Source organism: Streptomyces sp. NPDC029296 (genome assembly GCF_055569255.1).
Map to the genome: position 1 here is coordinate 47,249 of NZ_JBVHXT010000003.1, position 20,968 is coordinate 68,216.

17 protein-coding genes and 1 pseudogene are annotated in these 20,968 nt (G+C 74.5%); 8 read left to right on the forward strand and 10 right to left on the reverse strand.

Going from position 1 to position 20,968, the window contains the following annotated elements; genetic code table 11:
- Positions 1-67: 67 nt before the first annotated feature.
- Positions 68-2,749: an ATP-binding protein gene (locus tag ACZ4W9_RS03270; protein ID WP_467932824.1), complete on the reverse strand. Its 2,682-nt coding sequence runs from the start codon at positions 2,747-2,749 to the stop codon at positions 68-70.
- A gap of 218 nt (positions 2,750-2,967) precedes the next feature.
- Here ACZ4W9_RS03270 and ACZ4W9_RS03275 point away from each other — a divergent pair, with 218 nt between their 5' ends.
- Positions 2,968-4,008 carry a DUF2510 domain-containing protein gene (locus ACZ4W9_RS03275; protein ID WP_467932825.1) on the forward strand — a complete coding sequence of 347 codons (1,041 nt, stop codon included), beginning with the start codon at positions 2,968-2,970 and terminating at the stop codon, positions 4,006-4,008.
- A gap of 83 nt (positions 4,009-4,091) precedes the next feature.
- Here ACZ4W9_RS03275 and ACZ4W9_RS03280 read toward each other — a convergent pair whose 3' ends face one another.
- Positions 4,092-4,361, reverse strand: coding sequence for a hypothetical protein (locus tag ACZ4W9_RS03280; RefSeq protein ID WP_467932826.1), 270 nt, complete (start codon positions 4,359-4,361; stop codon positions 4,092-4,094).
- Between the two features lie 253 nt (positions 4,362-4,614).
- Positions 4,615-5,229, reverse strand: coding sequence for a TetR/AcrR family transcriptional regulator (locus ACZ4W9_RS03285; RefSeq protein WP_467932828.1), 615 nt, complete (start codon positions 5,227-5,229; stop codon positions 4,615-4,617).
- A gap of 185 nt (positions 5,230-5,414) precedes the next feature.
- Between ACZ4W9_RS03285 and ACZ4W9_RS03290 the strand changes: the two genes are divergently transcribed.
- The gene (locus ACZ4W9_RS03290) at positions 5,415-6,209 is read left to right on the forward strand and encodes a phosphatase PAP2 family protein (protein WP_467932830.1); all 795 of its coding nucleotides are present in this window, start codon (positions 5,415-5,417) and stop codon (positions 6,207-6,209) included.
- Positions 6,206-7,255 (forward strand): hypothetical protein, encoded by a 1,050-nt coding sequence (locus ACZ4W9_RS03295; RefSeq protein WP_467932831.1) that lies wholly within the window; start codon positions 6,206-6,208, stop codon positions 7,253-7,255. Before ACZ4W9_RS03290 ends, ACZ4W9_RS03295 begins: the two co-directional genes overlap by 4 nt.
- Positions 7,256-7,328: 73 nt before the next feature.
- Here the strand turns inward: ACZ4W9_RS03295 and ACZ4W9_RS03300 are convergent, their stop codons facing one another.
- Both ACZ4W9_RS03300 and ACZ4W9_RS03305 read right to left on the reverse strand, forming a co-directional pair.
- Complete coding sequence (locus ACZ4W9_RS03300) at positions 7,329-8,180, reverse strand: LURP-one-related family protein (RefSeq protein WP_467932832.1); 852 nt, start codon at positions 8,178-8,180, stop codon at positions 7,329-7,331.
- A 66-nt stretch (positions 8,181-8,246) separates the two neighbouring features.
- Positions 8,247-10,295 (reverse strand): phosphocholine-specific phospholipase C, encoded by a 2,049-nt coding sequence (locus ACZ4W9_RS03305; protein WP_467932833.1) that lies wholly within the window; start codon positions 10,293-10,295, stop codon positions 8,247-8,249.
- A 169-nt stretch (positions 10,296-10,464) separates the two neighbouring features.
- On the opposite strand from ACZ4W9_RS03305, the gene ACZ4W9_RS03310 reads away from it, so the two are divergent.
- Positions 10,465-11,751, forward strand: a complete 1,287-nt coding sequence (locus tag ACZ4W9_RS03310) for an MFS transporter (protein ID WP_467932835.1) — start codon at positions 10,465-10,467, stop codon at positions 11,749-11,751.
- A gap of 49 nt (positions 11,752-11,800) precedes the next feature.
- Here the strand turns inward: ACZ4W9_RS03310 and ACZ4W9_RS03315 are convergent.
- Positions 11,801-12,226: pseudogene (locus tag ACZ4W9_RS03315) on the reverse strand (discoidin domain-containing protein); the annotation flags it as partial.
- A 146-nt stretch (positions 12,227-12,372) separates the two neighbouring features.
- Positions 12,373-13,044, reverse strand: coding sequence for an MmyB family transcriptional regulator (locus ACZ4W9_RS03320; RefSeq protein ID WP_467932837.1), 672 nt, complete (start codon positions 13,042-13,044; stop codon positions 12,373-12,375).
- Between the two features lie 243 nt (positions 13,045-13,287).
- Here ACZ4W9_RS03320 and ACZ4W9_RS03325 point away from each other — a divergent pair, with 243 nt between their 5' ends.
- Positions 13,288-13,944, forward strand: a complete 657-nt coding sequence (locus ACZ4W9_RS03325; protein ID WP_181798509.1) for a helix-turn-helix domain-containing protein — start codon at positions 13,288-13,290, stop codon at positions 13,942-13,944.
- A gap of 225 nt (positions 13,945-14,169) precedes the next feature.
- Complete coding sequence (locus tag ACZ4W9_RS03330) at positions 14,170-14,394, forward strand: hypothetical protein (protein WP_467932839.1); 225 nt, start codon at positions 14,170-14,172, stop codon at positions 14,392-14,394.
- 75 nt (positions 14,395-14,469) lie between these two features.
- On the opposite strand, the gene ACZ4W9_RS03335 is transcribed toward ACZ4W9_RS03330, so the two are convergent.
- Together ACZ4W9_RS03335 and ACZ4W9_RS03340 are read right to left on the reverse strand one after the other, a co-directional pair.
- Complete coding sequence (locus tag ACZ4W9_RS03335; RefSeq protein ID WP_467932840.1) at positions 14,470-15,168, reverse strand: 4'-phosphopantetheinyl transferase family protein; 699 nt, start codon at positions 15,166-15,168, stop codon at positions 14,470-14,472.
- A complete protein-coding gene (locus ACZ4W9_RS03340; protein ID WP_467933109.1) occupies positions 15,116-16,021 on the reverse strand; it encodes a metallophosphoesterase family protein in 906 nt (301 codons plus the stop codon). Before ACZ4W9_RS03340 ends, ACZ4W9_RS03335 begins: the two co-directional genes overlap by 53 nt.
- A 375-nt stretch (positions 16,022-16,396) precedes the next feature.
- On the opposite strand from ACZ4W9_RS03340, the gene ACZ4W9_RS03345 reads away from it, so the two are divergent.
- Both ACZ4W9_RS03345 and ACZ4W9_RS03350 read left to right on the forward strand, forming a co-directional pair.
- The gene (locus tag ACZ4W9_RS03345; protein ID WP_467932841.1) at positions 16,397-17,899 is read left to right on the forward strand and encodes an MFS transporter; all 1,503 of its coding nucleotides are present in this window, start codon (positions 16,397-16,399) and stop codon (positions 17,897-17,899) included.
- Positions 17,900-18,076: 177 nt separating this feature from the next.
- On the forward strand, positions 18,077-19,198 hold the full coding sequence (locus ACZ4W9_RS03350; RefSeq protein ID WP_467932843.1) for an ATP-grasp domain-containing protein: 1,122 nt from the start codon (positions 18,077-18,079) through the stop codon (positions 19,196-19,198).
- 252 nt (positions 19,199-19,450) lie between these two features.
- Here the strand turns inward: ACZ4W9_RS03350 and ACZ4W9_RS03355 are convergent, their stop codons facing one another.
- Positions 19,451-20,788 (reverse strand): 6-phospho-beta-glucosidase, encoded by a 1,338-nt coding sequence (locus tag ACZ4W9_RS03355; RefSeq protein ID WP_467932844.1) that lies wholly within the window; start codon positions 20,786-20,788, stop codon positions 19,451-19,453.
- Positions 20,789-20,968: the final 180 nt, after the last annotated feature.

Below are 20,968 nucleotides of genomic sequence, written 5' to 3' on the forward strand. Positions count from 1 at the left end.
GGCCCCGGTGCGGCACCGGCCGGACGCGCTCGCCGGACGGTTGCCGGACTGCCGGGCCTCGCCCGGCTCAGCGCGGATCCGGCCCTGCCGCCAGCGCCTGGCGGGCCTTGGCCGCCAGGCCGTCCGCGCCGCACAGCCGGGCGAGGTCCAGGCCCCGGGTGAGGTCCGCGGCCGAGCCCGCGGCGATGCCGTACTCGATCCGGGCCGCCGCGTGCTCGTACTGGCAGGGCGATGCCTCCAGATAGGCCACGGCCCGGGCGGCGAGCCGTACCGCGCGCTGGCCCGTCTCCAGCGCGGCGGCGCAGCGCAGGGCCTCGCCGATGGCGGTGTCCGTGCCGAACCGCTCGGCCTGCTCGCGGGCGTCGGCGGCGAGCCGGGTGGCGCGGGCCGGGTCCGAGGCGGCGAGGGCCCGGGCGAGGTCGACGGACCAGGGCGCGAGGACCGGGTTGTGGCCGCCGCGGGAGGCGGCGGTCTTCTCGGCGGCCTCCAGCTCGCCGACGCCCTCGGCGGTGCGGCCGACGGCGAGCAGCAGCCGGCCGCGCACCGAGCGGATGTCGGGCAGCACGATGGTGGACGGGTACGGCGGCGCGAAGCCGTACTGCTCGGCGACCGACCAGGCCTCCTCGACGTGGCCGCGGGCCAGCAGCGTGTCGACCAGCCCGCAGGTGGCCGACCAGTACAACGGCAGGCGGCGGCCGACGCGTTCGGCGAGGCGCACGGCCTCGCGCAGGGTGGACTCGGCGTCGGGCAGCCGGCCCTGTCTGCGGTAGGCGAGGCCGAGGAAGGCGTTGGCCAGGGAGAGGTGGACGCCGCGCCACCCGGCCGAGGTGTAGACGCGCCGGGCCTCGGAGAACAGGCTCTCGGCGCGGTCGAGCCGGTCGGCGTAGGCGTACGCGCTGCCGAGCATCATCAGCAGTTCCATGCCCCACTCGGGGTCGGTCCAGCCGAGGCCGGGCGCGAGGCGGCCGTTGACGAGGGCGCGGTCGCACAGGTCGACGACCGCGTCGGCGCTCTCGCCGTGGGCCATGGCGTCGAAGGCGCGCAGGATCAGCAGGGCGCGTTCGGCGTTGTCGCGGCCGGTGCAGGTGCCCGCGAGTTCGGCGAGGCGCCGGGAGCGGTCCGGGGCGACGGTCTCGCCGTGGATGCCCTCCCACATGAACTGGAACGCCTGGAGCCGCAGCCGGTCCGGGCCGGGCGCGTGCCGGGCGGCCTCGGTGCCGACCGTGCGGACCGCCTCCTCCAGCTGGTCGTTGTGCAGCAGGGCCTGCGAGAGGCGGACGACGGCGTGCACCCGGTCGTCCCCGTCGAGGCCGGGCATGCCGAGCGCGCTGCGCAGCTGGTCGATGGAGACGGCGGGGTTGGTCAGCAGGGTGGCGCAGCCCAGTTCGTACAGCACGTGCGCGTGCGCCTCGGGGCGGGGCGGTTCCCGCAGCGCGCGTTCCAGGCAGCGGCGGGCCGCGTCCGGGGCGCCGACGGCGAGGTGTTCGCGGGCGGCCTGGCGCAGTTGCTCGACGAGTTCCTCGTCCTCGTCCGGGTGCACCTTCAGCAGGTGCCGGGCGGCCTCGGCGGCGCCGCGCTCCAGCTCGGTGATGATCCGCGCGGCGACGCCGTGCATGGCGGTGCACACGCCGGAGGGGATGGACTGGTAGACGGCGGTGGCGATGAGCGGGTGGACGAACTCCAGCTCGCCCGCGTCCCGTTCGCCGCCGGACGGCTGGGGGCGGGTGAGGATGCGGGCGGTGCACAGTACGTCGGCGCACTCGCGGGCGAGGTCCTCGTCCATGGTGGCGAGGCGGGCGACCATGCCGACGGTGATGCCGGTGCCGAGGATCGCGGCGGCCCAGGCGAACCGGGTGGCCTCCAGGCCGAGGCTCCTGATGCGGTCGACCAGTCCGCCGCCGCGGGCCGCGCGGTTGAGCGCGCGCAGCTCCCCGGCGTGCGCCTCGACCGGCCGCAGTTCGCTGTCGTGCACCTTGGCGAGGAGTTCGACGGTCTCGTAGGGGTTGCCGTCGGTGACCGCCCAGACCTCGCGGCAGAAGGCGTCGTCGGCGTACGGGCCGAGGGTGGCGCGGGTGAGTCCGGCGGTGGCGTCCGGGGTGAGGGCGCTGAGGTCGTTGACCGGCCGGCCCGCGGCGGCGGCGGCCGCGTCGAGATGACGGGCGCCGGCCCCGCCGGTCCGGTCGGGCCTGCGGGCGACCACGACGAGGACGGGCACGTCGGCCAGGCGCTCGGCGAACGCGGCGAGCCAGCGCAGGGTCTCCGGGTCGGCCCAGTGGGCGTCGTCGAGGAGCAGCACCAGCGGCCAGGCCCGGCGGGCGATGCGGCGTACGGCGGCGACGAGTCCGTCGCGGACGTAGTACGGGTCGGCCTTGTCCGCGCGCGGTCGGGTTATGCCGAGGGCGGGGCCGGCAATCTCGTGCCAGTCGCCCAGGTACTCGCGGGCCTCCTCGTCCGGGAGGGACAGCAGCGCGGGCTGGAGCAGCTGGCGCAGTACGTGGAACGGGACGGATCCGAGGGTCTCGGCGCCGCGGGCGGACCAGACGGCGCAGCCGCGGCGCTCGGCCATGCGGCGGATCTCGGCCAGCAGCGCGGTCTTGCCGAGTCCGGCCTTGCCGCGGAAGACGAGCAGGCCGCCCGCCGAGTTCCGGCCGGCGCACAGGGCGTCGAGCGCCGCCACGGCGGTGGCGATCTCGGTGTCCCGCTCCCACAGGGGTGCCGAGCCGGCCGCCGATGGCCGTCCGTCCGTCATCCGTTCCCTCCCCGGGCCGCACGCGTGACACACCGGCACCGAGCGTAGCCGTCCGGCGGGGCCCGCGGGGGTGGTCGGCGCAGGTGCTGCCCGGCCGGGTGAAGGGCGGTACGCACGGACGACACCGGCGGGAGGTCACTGATGGTTTGCCCGGGTTCGCCCGAAGGGGCGGCGGATCCTCTCATCCCGCTTTCACCGTCACCTCATACCGTGGGGGCATGACGCAGGCGACTCCTCCCGGGTGGTACCCCGACCCCGGGCAGACGAACGACGGCCCGCCCACCGAGCGCTGGTGGGACGGCACGGCCTGGACGGACCGGACCCGCCCGGCGGGCACGGCCGCCCCGTGGGGTCCCCCGGCACCGCAGGCGCGGCCGGGCGCCCCGGCTCCAGGGGAATACGGCGGGCACCCGGGGTATCCCGCGTATCCGGCGCAGCCGCCGGCCCGGTCCCGGGGCGGGCTGCGCACCGGGATAGCCGTGGCGGTGACGGCCGCGGTACTGGCGAGCATCGGGGTCGGCGTGTACGCCCTCGCCAAGGACGACGGCGGCGGCGACCGCGCGGGCTCCCGGCAGGGGCAGCAGGGGCAGGGGCAGGGCCCGGGCGGCGGGTCCGGGGGCTCCGAGGGTTCCGGCGGGCCGGACGGACCCGGCGGGTCCGGCGGGTCCGGTGGGTCCGGTGGCGAGTCGCCGTCCCCGGGGCCGTCCGGGCCGCCGGAGGTCGAGGGCGGTGGCACGGTGCCGGACCCGGTCAACGGGATCAGCCTGCCGGTGCCGAAGGGCTGGACCGGCCGGACGATGAGCGCGGGCGCGCAGGTGACCTCCGAGGACACCTACAAGTGCCCCGGCGACACGACGCAGACCTGCACCGCGGGCGGTGCCTACACGGCTCCCGCGGCCGTGCTGCGGATCAAGGGGGACACCGCCGAGGAGGTCGCGAAGGCGGACATCGCGGCCAACGCCAAGGAGTCCTACGGCGGCACCACCTACGGCGCCATCACCTCGCACGAGGTGCTGGCCAGCGAGGCGGTGACGGTGGCCGGCCAGAAGGGCTACCTGGTGCGCTGGAAGGCGGTCACCAGCAAGGGCGCGGACGGCTACGTCCAGTCCGTCGCCTTCCCCTCCCCCGACGACCCGGACCGGATCGTCGTGGTCCGCTTCGGTCTGGACGTCGGCCGGGAACCGTCCGTCATCGACCGGATCGTGAAGGGGATCAAGGTCTCGTCCGCCACCGGCACGGGCGACGGACAGGCCGTGTAGCCACCGGCCGTGCCGGCCCGGGCGGGGCGGCGCGCAACCGGCGCCCGGCCGGGCCTCCGGCCGGGCGCTTCGGGCGGGCGGCCTCAGGCTCCCGCCGCGCCCGTCCCGCAGAACCGGCACCTGATGCGGTCCAGACGGGACAGGCGCCCCTTGGTGTCGTACTGGTAGTCGTCGCGCACGGACCCCCGGCAGCCGTCGGTGGCGCACGGCGCCGCTCCGGAGAGGTGCCCGTACGGGCCCGAGCGGAGTGTGCCGGCGTTGCACTCCAGGCACGGAAAGGGGTGCAGTCCCTCGTCGTTGACGACGTACGCGATCATTTCCGCCAGATGGCAGTTCGGACAGATGGCGGCCATCCGGCGTGATCCCTTCGAAGGGTCGTCCAGGGTCATCCGAGGAGCACATCGCCAACGACCGCCCACCGGTCCCGGTTACCCGGATCCGCGCCGGCCCGCCCCGCGCGGCGGGAGCGGAAACGCAAGTCGGCCGGGTGGGGTTCCCCTCCGCTCAAGGGGAATCCCACCCGGCCGGGGTGCGCGCCGCCCCCGTCCCCACGGTGCGGCGCGAGCAGGTCGCCGTTCAGTCATCCCGTGAACGGCGGCCTGGGTCTCATCCCAGTCCGAGCGCGGGCAGCACGGCCGCCTCCACGAACCGGACCAGGTAGTCGGCGTCGGCATACTGCCCATTCAGGACCGGCCGTACCCGTAGAACGCCGAACATCATGGCGGGGATGTACTCCAGCGCGGGGTGGTCCGCCCGGACCTCGCCGCGGTCCACGCCCCGGGCGAGCATCTCCTCCAGCGCGGCGATCTCCGGGTGGATCAGCGCCTCGCGCAGCGCCCGGGCCAGTTCCTGGTCGGAGGTCACCGCGTGCCCCAGCGCCTGGAGCAGCCGGGTGTCCTTGCCGGACCAGTCGCCCGCGGCCCGCGCGGCCTGGCGCAGGTCCTCGGCGAGCGAGCCGGTGTCGATGCCGGCGAACCGCACCCGGCGGCTGGCCCGCAGCGCCGCCGCGACGAACTGCGGCTTGGTCTTCCACTGCCGGTAGAGCGTGGACTTGCTGCAGCGGGTGCTGGCGGCGACGCCCTCCATGGTGACGGAGTCGTAGCCGCACTCGCGGATCTGTTCCAGCACGGCGTCGAAGAACTCCCGCTCACGCTCCGGCGTGATCTTGGAGCGGCGCGAGGCGATAACCGTGTCCGGTCCCTCCGCGGCCTGCGACGTCATGCGCTGCTTCCCCTCACTCGTGCTGTCTCCAGTGTGGCGCACATCAATCGATACGCCAGTGTACCGGTACTCAGCCGTATCGGTACACTGGCGTATCGGTACGGAAACGTATCGATCAGTCCCGGCGACCGGCCGGGGCGCGTACGCACCACCACACGCACCACCGTCAGTGAAGGGGCCGGGGGATGAATGCCCGAACCGAGCCTGCGGAGGCGGCACCGGCGACCCCGGCACGTCCGCCTCTGATACGTGAGTTCCTGCTGGTCGCCGGGCTCTTCCTGGTCTACAAACTGGGCCGCCGACTGGCCACCGGCCACACCGGGGACGCCTTCCACAACGCTCGCCGCGTGTGGGACCTGGAGCGGGCCGCGCACCTGCCCCACGAGAACACCGTGCAGTCCGCGCTGCTGCACGGCGACACCCTCGTCCACCTGGCGAACACCTACTACGCGACCGTCCACTTCCCGGCCACGCTCGCCTTCCTGGTCTGGCTGTACGTACGCCGGCCCGCGCACTACGTCTGGGCCCGCCGGGTCCTCGCGGTGGTCACCACGGCCGCCCTGGTACTGCCGTTCACCTTCCCGCTGGCCCCGCCGCGGATGCTGACCGGAACGGGGCTGGTGGACACCGGCCGGGTCTACGGCCCCTCCGTGTACGGCCCGCCCGCCAGCGACCACCTGTCCAACCAGTTCGCGGCGATGCCCTCGCTGCACTTCGGCTGGGCGCTGATGGTGGCCGTCGGCCTGATCGCGGCGACCCGCTCCCGGTGGCACCGTCTGTGGCTGCTGCACCCGCTGGTCACCCTGCTGGTGATCGTGGGCACGGCGAACCACTACTGGCTCGACGCGCTCGTGGCCACGGTGATGCTCGGCCTCGCCCTCGCCGCCGTCCCCCGGCCCCGGCACACCGCCACCACGGCGGGACGCGGCACCGGCCTCCCGGTCACCCGGGAGCCCGTCCTGGCGGGAGCGGGCCGGTGAGCGCCGCCGCGCCGGCCGCCCTCGGCCTGTCGCTGGTGTCGGCCGTCGCCTACGCACTGGCCGCCGTCGCCCAGGAACGGCTGGCCGCGCGCAGCGCCGGCACCGGGCTGCTGCGGCTGCTGGGCACCGGCGCCTGGTGGTCGGCGGTCGGACTGAACGCCGCCGCCGCGCTGCTGCACGTCGTCGCCCTGAAGTACGGCCCGCTGACCGTCGTACAGCCGCTGGGCGCGCTCACCCTGGTCGCGGCCGTGCCGCTGGGCGCGCGGGCGGCCGGGCGGCGGGTGCGGGCGGTGGAGTGGCGCGGTACGGCGCTCACCCTGCTGGGGCTGGCCGCGCTGCTGGTCGCCGCGTCCGGCCCGGCGCCCGCGCGGGTGCTGTCGCTGCCGGCGGCGCTGGCGGTCTCGGGGGCGACGGCCGCCGCCATCGGCCTGCTGTCCTGGCCCGGCGCGCGGCCGGGCCTGCGGCACGCGACCGCGTCCGGCTTCGCCTCCGGGGTGGCGTCCGCGCTCACCCAGACGGTGACGGTGGCGGCCACGGACCGTTCGGGGCCGGTGCTGAGCACCGAGGTGATCGTGGGCGCCGTGCTCGTCGCCGCGTTCGCCGTCGGCGGACTGCTGCTGTCCCAGACCGCCTACCGGGGCGGGCTGGGCGCGCCGCTGGCCGTGGTCACCCTCGCCAACCCGGTGGCCGCCGCGGTGATCGGCCTCAGCCTGCTGGGGCAGGGCCTGCGGGGCGGGGCCGGCGGGGTGCTGCTGGCCGTCGTCGGCGCGGGACTGGCCTCCTGGGGTGTGCTGCTCCTGACCCGGGCGGCGCCCCGGCCCGGCGGCCCGGCGGTGGACGAGGAGCATCCGGTGGCGGCCGTACTGGCCCTGGAGCCGGACACGGCCACCGCGGAACCGGCCCTGGTCCGCTCCCGGCCCGGGCCGCGTGCGGCCACCGGGAAACCGGCTCCGGCAGCACGCCGGCGCGGGCCGCGAGCGGCCGACGAGGGACCCGCGCTGGTGCCGCGGCAGCCGGAGCAGCCGGGGCATCTCACCGCGCTCTGAACGGACACGGCGACGGCCGGTGCCGGCGGGAGGCCCCGCCGGCACCGGCCGCGCTTCTTCCTGCCGCCGCGGGTCACCCCCAGCCGCGCGCGTCCTGCTTCAGCGCGGTGTCGACCGTCAGCGCGGTCGCCACCACGAGGCTCAGCAGGGGCTCGGGCAGCTGGTAGTGGATCTGCAGGACGTAGTTGTCCGCGGTCGTGAAGAGCGTCTTGGCCAGGCCCTCCCAGGTCTTCGTGATCCGGGCGACCTCGCTGTCCGCGTGGTCGACGATCGCGAAGTTCCAGGCGCGCCAGTTCTCCGCCTTGATCGCGCCGACCTGCCGGCCGTCCGCCATCATCGCGAAGTTGATCTTGCCGATCATGTTCTTCTGGACGATCTCGCCGACCGGGGAGCCGTCCGGGCGGGTCACGACGACCCGGGACTTGAAGATCTTCGCGGGCCGGGTCAGCAGCAGCTGCGGCCGGCCGTGGGCGTCGCGGATCTCCAGCTTGTGGGTCAGGAACTGGTCCAGGCTGGAGACGAAGCGCAGGATCTTGCGCAGGATGCCCTGCCCGACCTGGGTGACCGAACCGATCTCCCGGCCGCTCTGGTCCATGACCTTGTACTCGTTGGTCAGCTCGATGAGCTTGGCCTTCTGGTTCACGACCAGGACGGGCTCGGTGAAGAGGGTGCCGCCGCCGGCGCCGCCGGCCGCGACACCGGCCTGCCGCTGCACCTGGCGCTGGACCTTGGGGTCGGCGGCGGCCTGCTGCTGCGGGAAGGCGGCCTGCTGGGCCGGGGCCTGCTGCGGCGGGACCTGCCCGGCGGCCTGCTGGCCCGGGTTGGTGTGGTCGGTCCACTGCGTGCCGTCCCAGTAACGGAGCGTGTTCTGGGCTCCGTGCGGGTCCGGGTACCAGCCGGCAGGGGTGTTGGATTGCGTGGTCACCGGGGCACACTACCCTGATCTGACCGGTACCTGACCAGTCCGCACGGAGCGGTGTTCATCGGCCGATCACCCCGTGGCGATCGCCGGATCGCTGACGCCGGGCCGTCCGTTCTCCACGTGGCCGGCGAAGCCGCGCAGGAAGGCCGGGTCGGCGTCCGAGGTCACGGTCAGGTCGTACCAGCGCTTGCTCGCCGCGAGGCCCACGGTCTGCCTCACGGTCGCGCCGGGCCGTACCGTCACCGTGACCGGGGCGGCGCCGTAACCGTCGGTGACCTTCAGCCGCGCCGTGCCGGAGCCCTTGTTGGTGAAGGTCAGCTCGATGTCGTCGCCCGTGTGCCGGGCGGTGACCTCGGGGCCGGCCACCTTGTTGCGGCCCTTGAAGACGCGCAGGAAACCGTTGGGCCCGTGCACGGTGAGGTCGTAGTCGCCGCCGGAGTACACCGAGTTCCAGGTGTCCGAGAGCGTCTTGCCGGCCTCGGTGGTGTAGGTCCAGGGGCCGTCGGTGCGGCTGTTGGACGTCACCAGGAAGGCCGCGCCGGCACCCGCCCCGGAGGCGAACGTGAGGGTGAACTTGCCGGCCGCCGTGTCCGCGGCGCCGTCCACCACGGGCGCGTACCTCAGCGGGCGGGTGGGCCGGCTGCCGGGCTCCTGCCGGGGCAGGGTGCCCTGGGCGGGCGGCTTGGGGACGTAGTCCGGGTGCCGGTCGCGGTCCGGCGGCCGGTAGCCGGCCGTGGAGGGCAGCGCCGCTGGTGCGGTGTCCTGGCGGGAGAAGTCGAAGGCGCTGGTCAGGTCGCCGCAGACGGCACGGCGCCACGGCGAGATGTTGGGCTCCCGGACGCCGAAGCGGCGCTCGATGAAGCGGATGATCGAGGTGTGGTCGAAGGTCTCGGAGCAGACGTAACCGCCCTTGCTCCACGGGGAGACGACCAGCATCGGCACCCGCTGGCCGAGCCCGTAGGGGCCGGCCACATGGCCGGCGTCGCCCTTGAACAGGTCGGGCGCGGGGTCGACCGTCGACTTGCCCCGGGCGGCGGAGGCCGGCGGGTGGGGCGGGACGACGTGGTCGAAGAAGCCGTCGTTCTCGTCGTAGGTGATGAACAGCGCCGTCCTCGCCCACACGTCGGGGTCGGCGGTGAGCGCGTCCAGGACCTGGGAGACGTACCAGGCACCGTAGTTCGCGGGCCAGTTGGGGTGCTCGGTGAAGGCCTCGGGGGCGACGATCCAGGAGACCTGGGGCAGTGTGCCGGCCTTGACGTCCGCCTTCAGCCGGTCGAAGAGGCCCTCGCCCTTGCGGGCGTCGGTGCCGGTGCGGGCCTTGTCGTACAGCGGGTCGCCGGGCTGGGCGGTGCGGTACCGGTTGAAGTAGAGCAGCGAGTTGTCGCCGTAGTTGCCGCGGTAGGCGTCGTTGATCCAGCCCCACGAGCCGTTCGCGTCCAGGCCGTCGCCGACGTCCTGGTAGATCTTCCAGGAGACCCCGGCCCGCTCCAGGCGCTCGGGGTACGTCGTCCAGCCGTAGCCCTTCTCCTCGTTGCCGAGGACCGGGCCGCCGCCCTGGCCGTCGTTGCCGGTGTACCCCGTCCACATGTAGTAGCGGTTGGGGTCCGTGGAGCCGATGAACGAGCAGTGGTAGGCGTCGCAGACGGTGAAGGCGTCGGCGAGCGCGTAGTGGAAGGGGATGTCCTCGCGCGTCAGGTACGCCATCGTCGTCGCGGACTTGGCGGGCACCCACTTGTCGTACCTGCCGCCGTTGAACGCGGTGTGGCCGTCGTTCCAGCCGTGCGGGAGGTCCTGGATGAAGGCCAGGCCCAGGTCGTCGGCGTCGGGGTGGAAGGGGAGGATGTCCTTCGTGCCGTCGGACTGCTTCCAGACGGACCTGCCGTTCTGGGTGACCGGGCGGGGGTCGCCGAAGCCGCGTACTCCGCGCAGGGAGCCGAAGTAGTGGTCGAAGGAACGGTTCTCCTGCATGAGGACGACGATGTGCTCCACGTCGTCCACCGATCCGGTGCGGTAGCGGGCGGGCAGGGCCGCGGCACGCTGGATGCTGCCGGCCAGTGCCGTGAACGCCGTGGTGGCGCCCGTGAGTTGGAGGAAGCGCCGCCGGTTGACTTCGGGCATGGGTCGAGGGTCCTCTCATCCTGACGTGCACGGTGCCGCCGGATGACGGAACGTGCGCGGAGCGAGTGTTCCAAGAGCAGCAAACGTCAGGGAAGGGTGCGATGGCACCGATGTGAACTCATCGCTACATGAGGTGTGCGGCACCCGCCGGCCGGGGAGGGACGCGATCATGACAGGCAAGCAGACGACGGCACCGGAGCGGACGAGGCGACCCGCGCGACAGCTTGTCGCCGCTTCCATGGGCAACGCCGTGGAATGGTACGACTGGTACGCCTACACGTTTCTCGCCACCTACATCGCCGCCGCGGTCTTCCCCAAGGGCGCCGGGAACTCCCTGGTGCCGCTGCTGTCGACGTTCGCCGTGTTCGCGGTCGGCTTCTTCATGCGGCCCGTGGGCGGACTGCTCATGGGGGCCGTCGCCGACCGGCGCGGCCGGCGGGCCGCCCTCACCGTCACCATCCTGCTGATGGGCGGCAGCAGCCTGCTGGTGGGCCTGACCCCGACCTACGCCTCGGCGGGCCTCGCGGCCCCGGTGGTGCTGGTCGCCGCGCGGCTGCTGCAAGGGCTGTCGGTGGGCGGCGAGTTCGCGGCCTCGACCACCTTCCTCGTGGAGTCGGCGGGACCGGGCCGGCGCGGGCTGTTCTCCAGCTTCCAGTACGTCTCCACGACCGCCGGACAGCTGGTCGCGTCCGGCATCGCCACCCTGCTCGTGAACACGCTCGCCGAGCCCTCGATGGACGGCTGGGGCTGGCGCGTGCCGTTCTGGCTCGGCGGGGTGTTCAGCCTGGTCGGCTTCTGGATCCGGCGCGGCGCGGAGGAGACCCGCAGCCCCGGGCAGCGGCAGGCGCCGCGGCCGGGCCTGTTCGAGGCGCTGCGCCGCCATCCGCGCCAGTCCCTGCTCATCGCCGGCATCACCGCGGGCGGCACCCTCGCCTACTACACCTGGACGTCGTACCTGCCGACGTACGCCGAACTCAACGCGGGCGTCGACAAGTCGGACGCGCTGCTCGCGAGCACGGTCTCGCTGGGCTTCTTCGCCCTGCTCCAGCCGCTCGGCGGGCTGCTGTCCGACCGGGTGGGGCGCCGGCCGCTGCTGCTGGGCTTCGGGGTGGGCTTCGCCGTGCTGTGCGTGCCGCTGCTGCACCTGCTGCGCGACTCCTTCGCCGTGCTCCTGCTGGTGAGTTGCGCGGGCATGGTGCTGCTGACCGGGTTCACCTCCGTCAGCGCGGCCGTCAACGCCGAGGTCTTCCCGCCCCGGGTGCGCGCGGCCGGCATCGGCTTCCCTTACTCGCTCACCGTGGCGCTGTTCGGCGGCACCGCCCCGTACGTCGGCACGCTGTTCAAGGAACTGGGCCGCTCCGGGCTCTTCCCCTGGTACGTCGCCGCGCTGTGCCTGCTGTCCTCGCTGGTGTACCTGCGGCTGCCGGAGACGGCCCACCGGGAGCTGGAGCGCTGAGGAGGGAGCCGCGCCCCGGTGCCCGGGCCCGGCTCCCCCGGTGTCCGGCTCAGGACGGATACACCTCCACCTCGCTGAACCGGCCGCCCGGCCGGCCGGTGTCGGCGCTGACGGTCAGGCGCAGATGGCGCGGGTCCGTGCCGCCGGGCAGGGTGACCGTCGCGGTGTTGCCGGTGGCCGGGTCGAAGCGGCGGCCCTGGGCGCCGGCCACCGTCGCACAGGTCGCCCCGTCGGTGCCGCCGAGCACCGCGACGGTCCGGGTGCGCGCTCCCCGGGCGGCGGCCGGCGGCAGCTTCGGCACCAGGCGGCGCACGCCGCAGGACGCGCCGAGGTCCACCGTCCAGGACCGCGGGAAGGCGTTGTCGGCCGACTCCCAGGAGGAGTCCGGGTCGCCGTCGACCGCCTTGCCGGGCGTGTAGACGTTCCGCGGGCCGGTCGCGGTGGCCGGGCGGCCCTTGGCGGGGTTGCGCCGCGGGCCGGCCGGGGCGAGGGTGACGAGCAGGCCGGCGGCGAGGGCGACGACCGCCCCGATGGCCGGCATGCGCCCGGCGTGTCTGGCGGTGCTGCTGTGCATCCGCCGATCCCGCGTAGGGAGCGGGCCGCCCGGATCCGGCGGACCGGTCAGCTGTCGGGCGTCGGGACGGCCGTGAGGTGGGAGGCGGCGCCCCGGGTCCGGCGGGGACGGCGTACCGGCGCGGCGGGGCGGCGGGGCTCGCGCAGCACCATCGTCAGGCGCCGGTAGCCCAGCTCCCGCAGCGGCTGCGGCGCCTCCTCGACGATGCGGCACTCGGTGCGCCCGTGGCGCGGGTCCGGGTGGTGCAGCAGGCGTACGGCGCCGTCGAGGCGGGTCGCGGCCTCGCCGACGGCGTGGATCCAGTGCGGCAGGCCGTGCCGGTAGGCGGCCTCCATGATCGGGTCCTGGGCGATCTCCCGCCGCACGGCCTGGAGTTCGTGGTCGTGCCCGCTGGACTCCAGGGCGGTGCGGAGCTGGGCCAGCATCGGCAGGCACCAGTCCGGCTCGTGCTCGCCGAGGATCTCGCCCGCGTCCGGGTGGAACAGGACGAACCGCAGGAAGTTCTCCCCCGGCATGGCCGTCGGATGCGGGCGCACGCCGCCGAACAGCGCCTCGAACGCCCGGTTCGCCATGACCACGTTCCACTGGCGGTCGACGACCAGGGACGGACACGACATGTACTCCAGCAGCGCCCCGTAGTCCTGGAGGTACGCCCGGGTGTCGCAAGTGTCGGGGACGGGCCGCGGTGCCGGCCGCTGCCCTCCTGCCTGATGTGCCATCGGGAGGTCACCCCTCTTGCCTCTGCGGCCTTTCACGCGGCGATGCGATCCTGCTGCCCAGGCAAGAGCCATGTCAACTATCGTGGCATTTCATGCCGGTTGACGGCTGAAATTCGCCACAGTTGTGGCGACACCTGGATGTGAGTTCCGGACAGGGGCTACTCTCCGGGAAGTTCACGGCGATCGCTCGTGAGAAGCACGGACGCATCTGAAGCCCTCTTTAGAGACGTAGGAGTTCTGTCGGTGACGGATGGCTACGAGGATCCGGGCGCCTCGGCGACCGCCCAGCTGCCGGCCGTCGTCGCCCGCGTCACCGCGCTCGCCGACCGGCTCGGCGTCCCGCACGCCGAGGTCTTCGACGTCGGGCGGCTGTCCATCGCCTGCGGGGTGCCCGAACCGGTGGTCCGGGCCCTGCTCAGCGGCCGGCCGGCGGGCGAGCCGGACGTCCAGGCCCGGTTCCTGCAGCGCCTGGACCTGCTGCGCCGCACCCGGCTGAAGCCGGGCGGACGCCGGTACACCCAGCAGGAGATCGCCGACGGCGCGGGCATGTCCCGGCAGCAGGCCGGGGCCCTCATCAACGGCGACCGGCGGCCCACCATGGAGCACTGCGACGCGTTGCAGCGCTTCTTCCGGGTGCACGCCGGCTTCCTCACCGCGGAGGACCCCGAGGCGCTGGCGGGCGCGTTGCAGCGGGTCGAGCAGGAGTTGCTGCAGAAGCTGGCGGACCGGGAGCGGGCCGACGTCGAGGCCGCGGAGGATCCGCTGGAGCGGCTCCTCCAGGACCACGGGGTGCGCGGAATCGCCTGGCGGGCCGCGCAGTTGCCCACCGACCAGCACCGGGACAAGGTCGCGGAATGGCTGGACATGCTCCTGGAGAGCGTCAAGCGCCCCGAGTCCTGAGCCGCGCGCGTACGGCGCCCGCGGCGAAGGCGGCCCCCGCACGGGCCGTACGGCGCCCCTGGGCGGGGCCGTTTCCCTCCCGCGCCTGCGCTGAGCGGGCGAACACGGGCCGAGCCGGACGGCATTGTCAGTGGCGGGCGGCAAGCTGGGGGTGTGCGCCGCGGACGCGGCGCACGGCGCCGCAGGGCGCGTGACCGTGACGCCTACCCCGGGGAGAGCCGACCGATGCCCACCGCCGTACTGACCGACCGTGAGCGCACCGCCGTCCAGGCGTATCTGCGGCTGCTCCACACGGTGCGTGCCGCCCTCGACGGACCGGTCGGCGGCCGGCCCGCCGTCGTCCCGCCCGCGGTGCTGGCCGAGGCCGAACAGGCGCTCGCGTGCGCCGGGCTGGCCGGCAACGAGGCGGAGTTCTTCCGCCTGCTGCGCGACGGGTACCCGCCCGTCTGACGGCCCGGCGGTACGCGCGGCACCGGCCGTCAGGGGCACGAACGGTGCCATGCGACGGGCGCGGAGTACCGGCCGTCAGGGGCGCGGGGACGCGGGCGCGTGCGGGACGACGACGGAGGTCGCCGCCACGCCGTCCCGGACGGTCCACCGGCCCTCGAACACCTGCAGGCGCCGGCCGCCGACCAGCGGGCCGGGCACGAGGAGTTCGGCGCGCAAGGTGCCGTACGACTCGCCGCCGGTGTCCGGTTCCAGGGTGATGTCGGCCTCGGAGAAGTCCAGCCACTTGCGGGTGAGCGGGAACCACGCCTTGTAGACGGACTCCTTCGCGCTGAACAGGAGCCGGTCCCAGTGCACGGCGGGCCGGCGCTGGGCCAGCCGGCCGAGCCGCGCGGACTCGGCGGGCAGGAACACCGAGTCGCCGACGCCCTCCGGGAGCGGCCCGTGCGGTTCGGCGTCGATGCCGAGGGAGGCGAGGTCGGCGGCGCGCACCAGCGCGGCGGCGCAGTAGCCGTCGCAGTGGGTCATGCTGCCGACCAGCCCGGCCGGCCACAGCGGTGCGCCGCGCTCGCCGCTGAGCACGGCCCGCGGAGGTACGCCGAGCTTCTCCATGGCGCGCCGGGCACAGCCGCGCACGGCGGCGAACTCACGGCGCCGCTTGGCCACCGCGCGCACGACGAGCGCCTCCTCCGCCGGATAGAGCGGGGTCTCCCACAGCGGGTCGTCAGCGTGTGCCTCCACGGCCACGACCGACTCCGGGAGCAGCTCCTCGATCACCTGCTTCGACCTCCATCGGCAGGATGCGGCGCAGCCTTCCCGGGGGATCCGGACGCTTGCGCCATTCGCGCGGGTAACCCACGGAGACCTCCATGAAGCGGACTCCGTCGTGCCAGGTGGTGCGGGGGATGTGCAGATGGCCGTAGACCATGGTGGCGACCCGGAACCGGCGGTGCCAGTCGGCGGTCAGCCCGGTGCCGCACCACATGGCGAACTCGGGGTGCCAGAGGATCTCGGTGGGGTGCCGGTCCAGCGGGTAGTGGTTGGCCAGCACGGTCGGCAGGTCCTCGGGCAGCTCGGCCAGCCGGCGCTCGGTCTCGGCGACCCGGGCCCGGCACCACGCCTCCCGGGTCGGGTAGGGGTCGGGGTGGAGCAGGAACTCGTCGTTGCAGACGATGCCCGTGCCCTCCGCGTAGGCCAGGCCCTCCGCCTTGGTGGCGCAGCCGGCCGGCAGGAACGAGTAGTCGTACAGCAGGAACAGCGGGGCGACGACGGCCGGGCCGCCGGCGCCGCGCCACACCGGGTAGGGGTCCTCCGGGGTGACGACGCCCAGCTCTCGGCACACCTCGACCAGGTGTTCGTAGCGGGCGACGCCGCGCAGGGTGACCGGGTCCCTCGGGTGGGTCCACAGCTCGTGGTTGCCGGGCACCCACAGCACCTTGCGGAAGCGGCCGGCGAGCGTGCCGAGGGCCCAGCGGATGTCGGCGACGGTCTCGGCGACATCGCCCGCCACGATCAGCCAGTCCTCGTCGCTCTCGGGCCGCATGGCCTCGACGAGGGCGCGGTTGTCCGGATAGCCGATGTGCAGGTCGCTGATGGCCAGCAGCTGTCCGGCCCCGGCCGTCGACTCCACCCCGCCACCCCTTCCGATCATCCGATGTCACCACAAGAACACACCGACCCGGCCCGGGACAAGAGGCTTCTGGCCGGGCGTCAGCTACCGGGACTCGATGGCACCTTGACGGCCCACGGTCGTTTTCCGGACACCGTCGAAGGGATGCGCGGGCGGATTCCGTCCGGGGTCCGGGTCGCGAGGGATCGCCGCTCCACCGTAGCGCGACCGTCCGGCCAGGCGCTCGTTCAGATCGCGCACCGGAATGCGCCAGTCCGCCCACCGTCGTCGACATGGCCGGATTCCGACGGCCCCATTGAGGGAAAGTTCGATCGTACGCAACTATGCGAACTGTCGTATGAGCTGGGCCGCTGCCCATGACCCGAAGGGCCGACCATGTCCCCCTCCCCCAGGCCGCACACGCAGCCGGCCGGCACCGGCCGGGCCCGGCCGGGCTGGAGCCTGGCGCTGCTGGCGCTCGCGCAGCTGATCTTCTCCCTCGACCTGAACATCGTGTTCGTCGCCCTGCCCGACATCGGCGCCGATCTGGACTTCCCCGGCCAGACCCAGCAACTGGTCGTCAGCGCCTACGTCGTGTTCGCCGGCGGCTTCCTGCTGCTCGGCGGCCGGGCCGCCGATCTGCTCGGCCGGCGCCGGATCTTCGTGCTCGCCCTCTCCGTGTACGCCGTCTCCTCGCTGGCCGGCGGACTGGCGGGCAGCCCGGAGGTCATCGTCGCGGCGCGGGCGGTGCAGGGCATCGGCGGCGCGCTGCTGCTGCCGTCCACCCTGTCGCTGATCAACACCCTGTTCGAGGAGGGCCCCAAGCGGAACCGGGCGCTCGCCGTGTGGGGCGGGGCCGGGGCCAGCGGCCTGACCGTCGGCGCGCTGCTGGGCGGTCTGCTCACCGAGGCCTTCGGCTGGCCCGCGGTGTTCTTCGTCAACGTGCCGCTGGCCGGGCTCGTCGCGCTGGCCGCCGTGTTCGTCATCCCGCGCGACCCGGCGGGCTCCGCGGGCCGCCGGTTCGACCTGCCCGGCGCCCTGACCGTCACCGCCGGCGCCACCCTGCTCGTCTTCGCCCTGGTGGAGGGCCCGGAGTGGGGCTGGACCTCCCCCGCGGTCATCGGCGCGGCCGTCGCCGCCCTGGTCTGCCTCGCCGCGTTCGCCGCGATCGAGTCCCGCAGCGCCGATCCGCTGATGCCGTTCCGGCTGTTCCGCAACCGCAGCCTGAGCGTGGCCATCACGGTGACGTTCCTGTACATGGCCACGTTCGGCACCCTGCCCTACTTCCTCACCGTGCTGCTGCAGTCGGTGCACGGCTTCAGTGCCCTGGAGACGGGGCTCGCGTTCCTCGTGCCCTCCGTCGCCATCGCCGCCGGCACCCAGCTCGGCGAGCGCATGACCACCCGGCTGGGCGCCCGCACCACGCTGATCGCGGGCTTCCTGGTGGGCGCGGTGGGCACCGCGGTCCTCTCCCTCGGGTTCGACGCGGACGCCGGCTACGGCATCGCGGTACCCGGCCTGATCGTCTCCGGGGTGGGCCAGGGCATCGTGTGGACGGCCATGTGGATCGCCGCCGCCACCAGGATCGCGCCCCAGGAGCAGGGCATCGCCAACGGCATGGCCTCCACCACCCTCAACCTGGGCAACGCCATCGGCCTGGCCGTGCTCACCGCGCTCGCCGACGCCGGCACCGGCGGCAAGACCGGTGAGGCGCTGCGGGCCGCCACCGCGGACGGGGAGTTCCTGGTCGTCCTGCTCACGGCGGCCGGCATGGCCCTCGGCCTGCTGATCGCGCTGTGGCTGCCCCGTGCCCAGGCCGCCGGCGTTCCCGTCGCGGGTTCCACGGAGGCCGCGGAACCGGCCGCCGCGCCCGCCCCGGCGACCGCCAAGAACCCCTGACACACGGGGTGCGTCCTTAACACGCGCGTTGCACGAGGGGGTGCCGGTTGGCCGTATGATCGCCCCGACACCGGCGCCCCCGATCCCCTTTCGCACAGGGCCGTTTGGTGACCCTTTCACCCACCTGCCCGGGCTCGGGCCGCTCCGCCCTGCCCGCACACCCGAAAGGCGGCCTGCATGCTCTCTCGCGTACGCGTCTGGCTCAACCGCACGTACGCGGAGAACGTGTTCTTCATGGAGCAGCTGCGGAGAAACCCCGGCGACCGCGCGGTCGAGATCCACGCCACGCACGGTGACCCGGACTCCCCCGTGCTGGCCGCCGCCGACACCGCCGAGCTGGAGCCGGAGGGCCTGTCCCCGGCCGCGTACGTCGAGTACGCCCTCGACCAGTGCCTCCGGCGCGGCATCGACGTGTTCGTGCCCCGGCTGCACCAGGCCGCCCTGGTGGCGCACCGGGCCGAGTTCGCGGCGGCCGGTACGGCGCTGCTCGCGCCGACGCCCGAGGCGGTCGCCGTGTTCGCGGACAAGGCGACCGCGTACGAGGCGGTGCGCTCGGTGGGCGTCCCGGTGCCGCCGTGGTGGCGGGTCCGGACGGCGGACGACCTCCTCGCGGCGGTGGAGGAGCTGGAGGCGGCCGGGCACCGGGCGTGCTTCAAGCCGGCCGCCGGCGCCGGCGGGGCGGGCTTCCGGGTGATCACCCGGTCCCCCGTGTCGCTGCCGCAGCTCGGCGGCTTCCCGGGCCCGGACGTCCAGCTGGACCTGGTCGTCGACGCGCTGCGGCGCGCCGGGGAGCCGGTGGACTGGCTGGTGATGCCCCGCCTGGGGCAGCCCGAGGTGTCCGTGGACTGCCTGACCGGGCCGGACAACCGGGTGCGGCTCGCGATCGGGCGCACCAAGAACGGCCGCCGCCGGGGCTTCACCCTGGACGAGCGGTGGCTGGTCCCGGCCCGGCTGATCGCCGAGGGTTTCGGCCTGCACCATCTGTCCAACATCCAGTTCCGGATGTTGGGTGACCGTCCCGTGCTGCTGGACGTCAACACCAGGCCCGCCGGGGGACTGCATCAGCTGTCGCTCTGCGGGGTGAACGCGCCCTGGGCGGCGGTGCGGCTGGCGCTGGGCGAGGACCCCGGGGTGATCGAGCCGCCGTTCCTCGGGCAGGACTACACGGTGGTGGCGGGACCGCGTCCCCTGATGCCCGCCGGGCCGGCCCGGCAGCGGGTGGAGCCGGCCGAGGCGCTGCTTCCGGCGGTGCCGGCGCCCGCGCGGACGGCCTCGGCGGGTGAGGTGCTGCCGCTCTAGGCGGCGGCCTTCCGACGGCGCCCGGCTCCTGCCGGCCGGCTGTCGCGCGGTTCGGGCGGAGCGGCGCGGCGCGCGTCCGCCGTGCCGCGGACATCGCGATCCGGCCGCCGGCGAACCGCGACGCGGTGCACGCCGTGTCCCGCCGCGCGGGAGCAGCACCGGGCGACGAGGCGGCCCCGGGGAGGGGGGAGAAACACCGCCCCCTCACGGGGCAGGACCGCCGGCGCCCGCGGAACACACCCGTCGGCTCCGCTACCGCAGATACCCCAGCCCGGGGTGCGCGGCGGTGTACTCGTCCACCAGCCGGCGGGCGACGGTCACGGAGTCCACCAGCGGGTGCAGGGCGAACGCCTTGACCGCGGTCGCGCGGGAGCCCGACTCCGCCGCGGACAGCACCTGCCGCTCGACGTCCTTGACCGCGCAGACCAGACCGGTGGCGTGGCCGGGCAGCGGATCGGCGGCCAGGGGGTGCGCGCCGCCGGCGTCCACCAGGCACGGGACCTCGACGACGGCGTCCGCGTCGAGGACCCGGAGGGTCGAGCGGTTGCGGACGTCGAGGATGAGGGTGGTGCGCTCGTCCCGGGCGATGGCCCGCATCAGGGCGAGCGCGACCTTCTCGTAGCCGCCGGACAGGTCGTCCTCCTCCCGTTCGCCGGCGCCGGCGCTCTCCCGGTTCTCCGCCATGTAGGTCGCCTCGCGCTCGGCACGGGTGCGGTCCCAGGCGCGCAGGGCGGAGCCGCCGGGGCCGGCCGCCTCGGCGTAGAAGCGGGCCTGCTGGTCGCGCAGGAAGGCGCCGCGGGTCCGCTCGGCCTCCTGGTAGGCGCGGACGGTCTCCCGGTTGAAGTAGTAGTAGTGCAGGTACTCGTTGGGGACGGCGCCGAGCGAGCGCAGCCAGTCGGCACCGAACAGCCGCCCTTCCTCGAAGGAGCCGAGCAGCGCGGGATCGCCGAGCAGCCGGGGCAGTTCGTCGCGCCCGGCGACACGCAGGCCGCGCACCCAGCCGAGGTGGTTGAGGCCGACGTAGTCGACGAAGGCCCGCCCCGGGTCGGCGCCGAGGACCCGGGCGATACGGCGGCCGAGGCCCACCGGGGAGTCGCAGATGCCGATGACGCGGTCGCCGAGGTGGCGGGTCATGGCCTCGGTGACCAGGCCGGCCGGGTTGGTGAAGTTGATGACCCAGGCGTCCGGGGCGAGCCGGGCCACCCGCCGGGCGATGTCCACGGCGACGGGAACCGTGCGCAGTCCGTAGGCGATCCCGCCCGCGCCCACGGTCTCCTGGCCCAGCACGCCCGCCGCGAGCGCGATCCGCTCGTCCTCGGCCCGCCCCGCCAGCCCGCCGACGCGGATCGCGGAGAAGACGAAGTCGGCGCCGCGCAGGGCTTCGTCCAGGTCGGTGGTGGCGGACACCCCGGGCGCGTCGGGGACCCCCTCGGCCTGCTCCGCCAGCACCCGGGACACGGCGCGCAGCCGGGCCGCGTCCAGATCGTGCAGCACCACCTCGGTGACCCGCCCCTCGGCGTGGTCGGCCAGCAGCGCGCCGTACACCAGCGGCACCCGGAAACCGCCACCACCCAGAATCGTCAGCTTCACGCCGGCACCTTCCTTCCCGCCCGCACCCTGCTTGTCTGCCGCACCCTTGGTAGCAGACGGGAGCCGCGCGGCTGGGCCACCGGGAGCACCGGGACGGTGGCGGGGGGGGGGGGGGGGGGGGGGGGGGGGGGGGGGGGGGGGGGGGGGGGGGGGGGGGGGGGGGAGGGAAGGGGGGGGGAA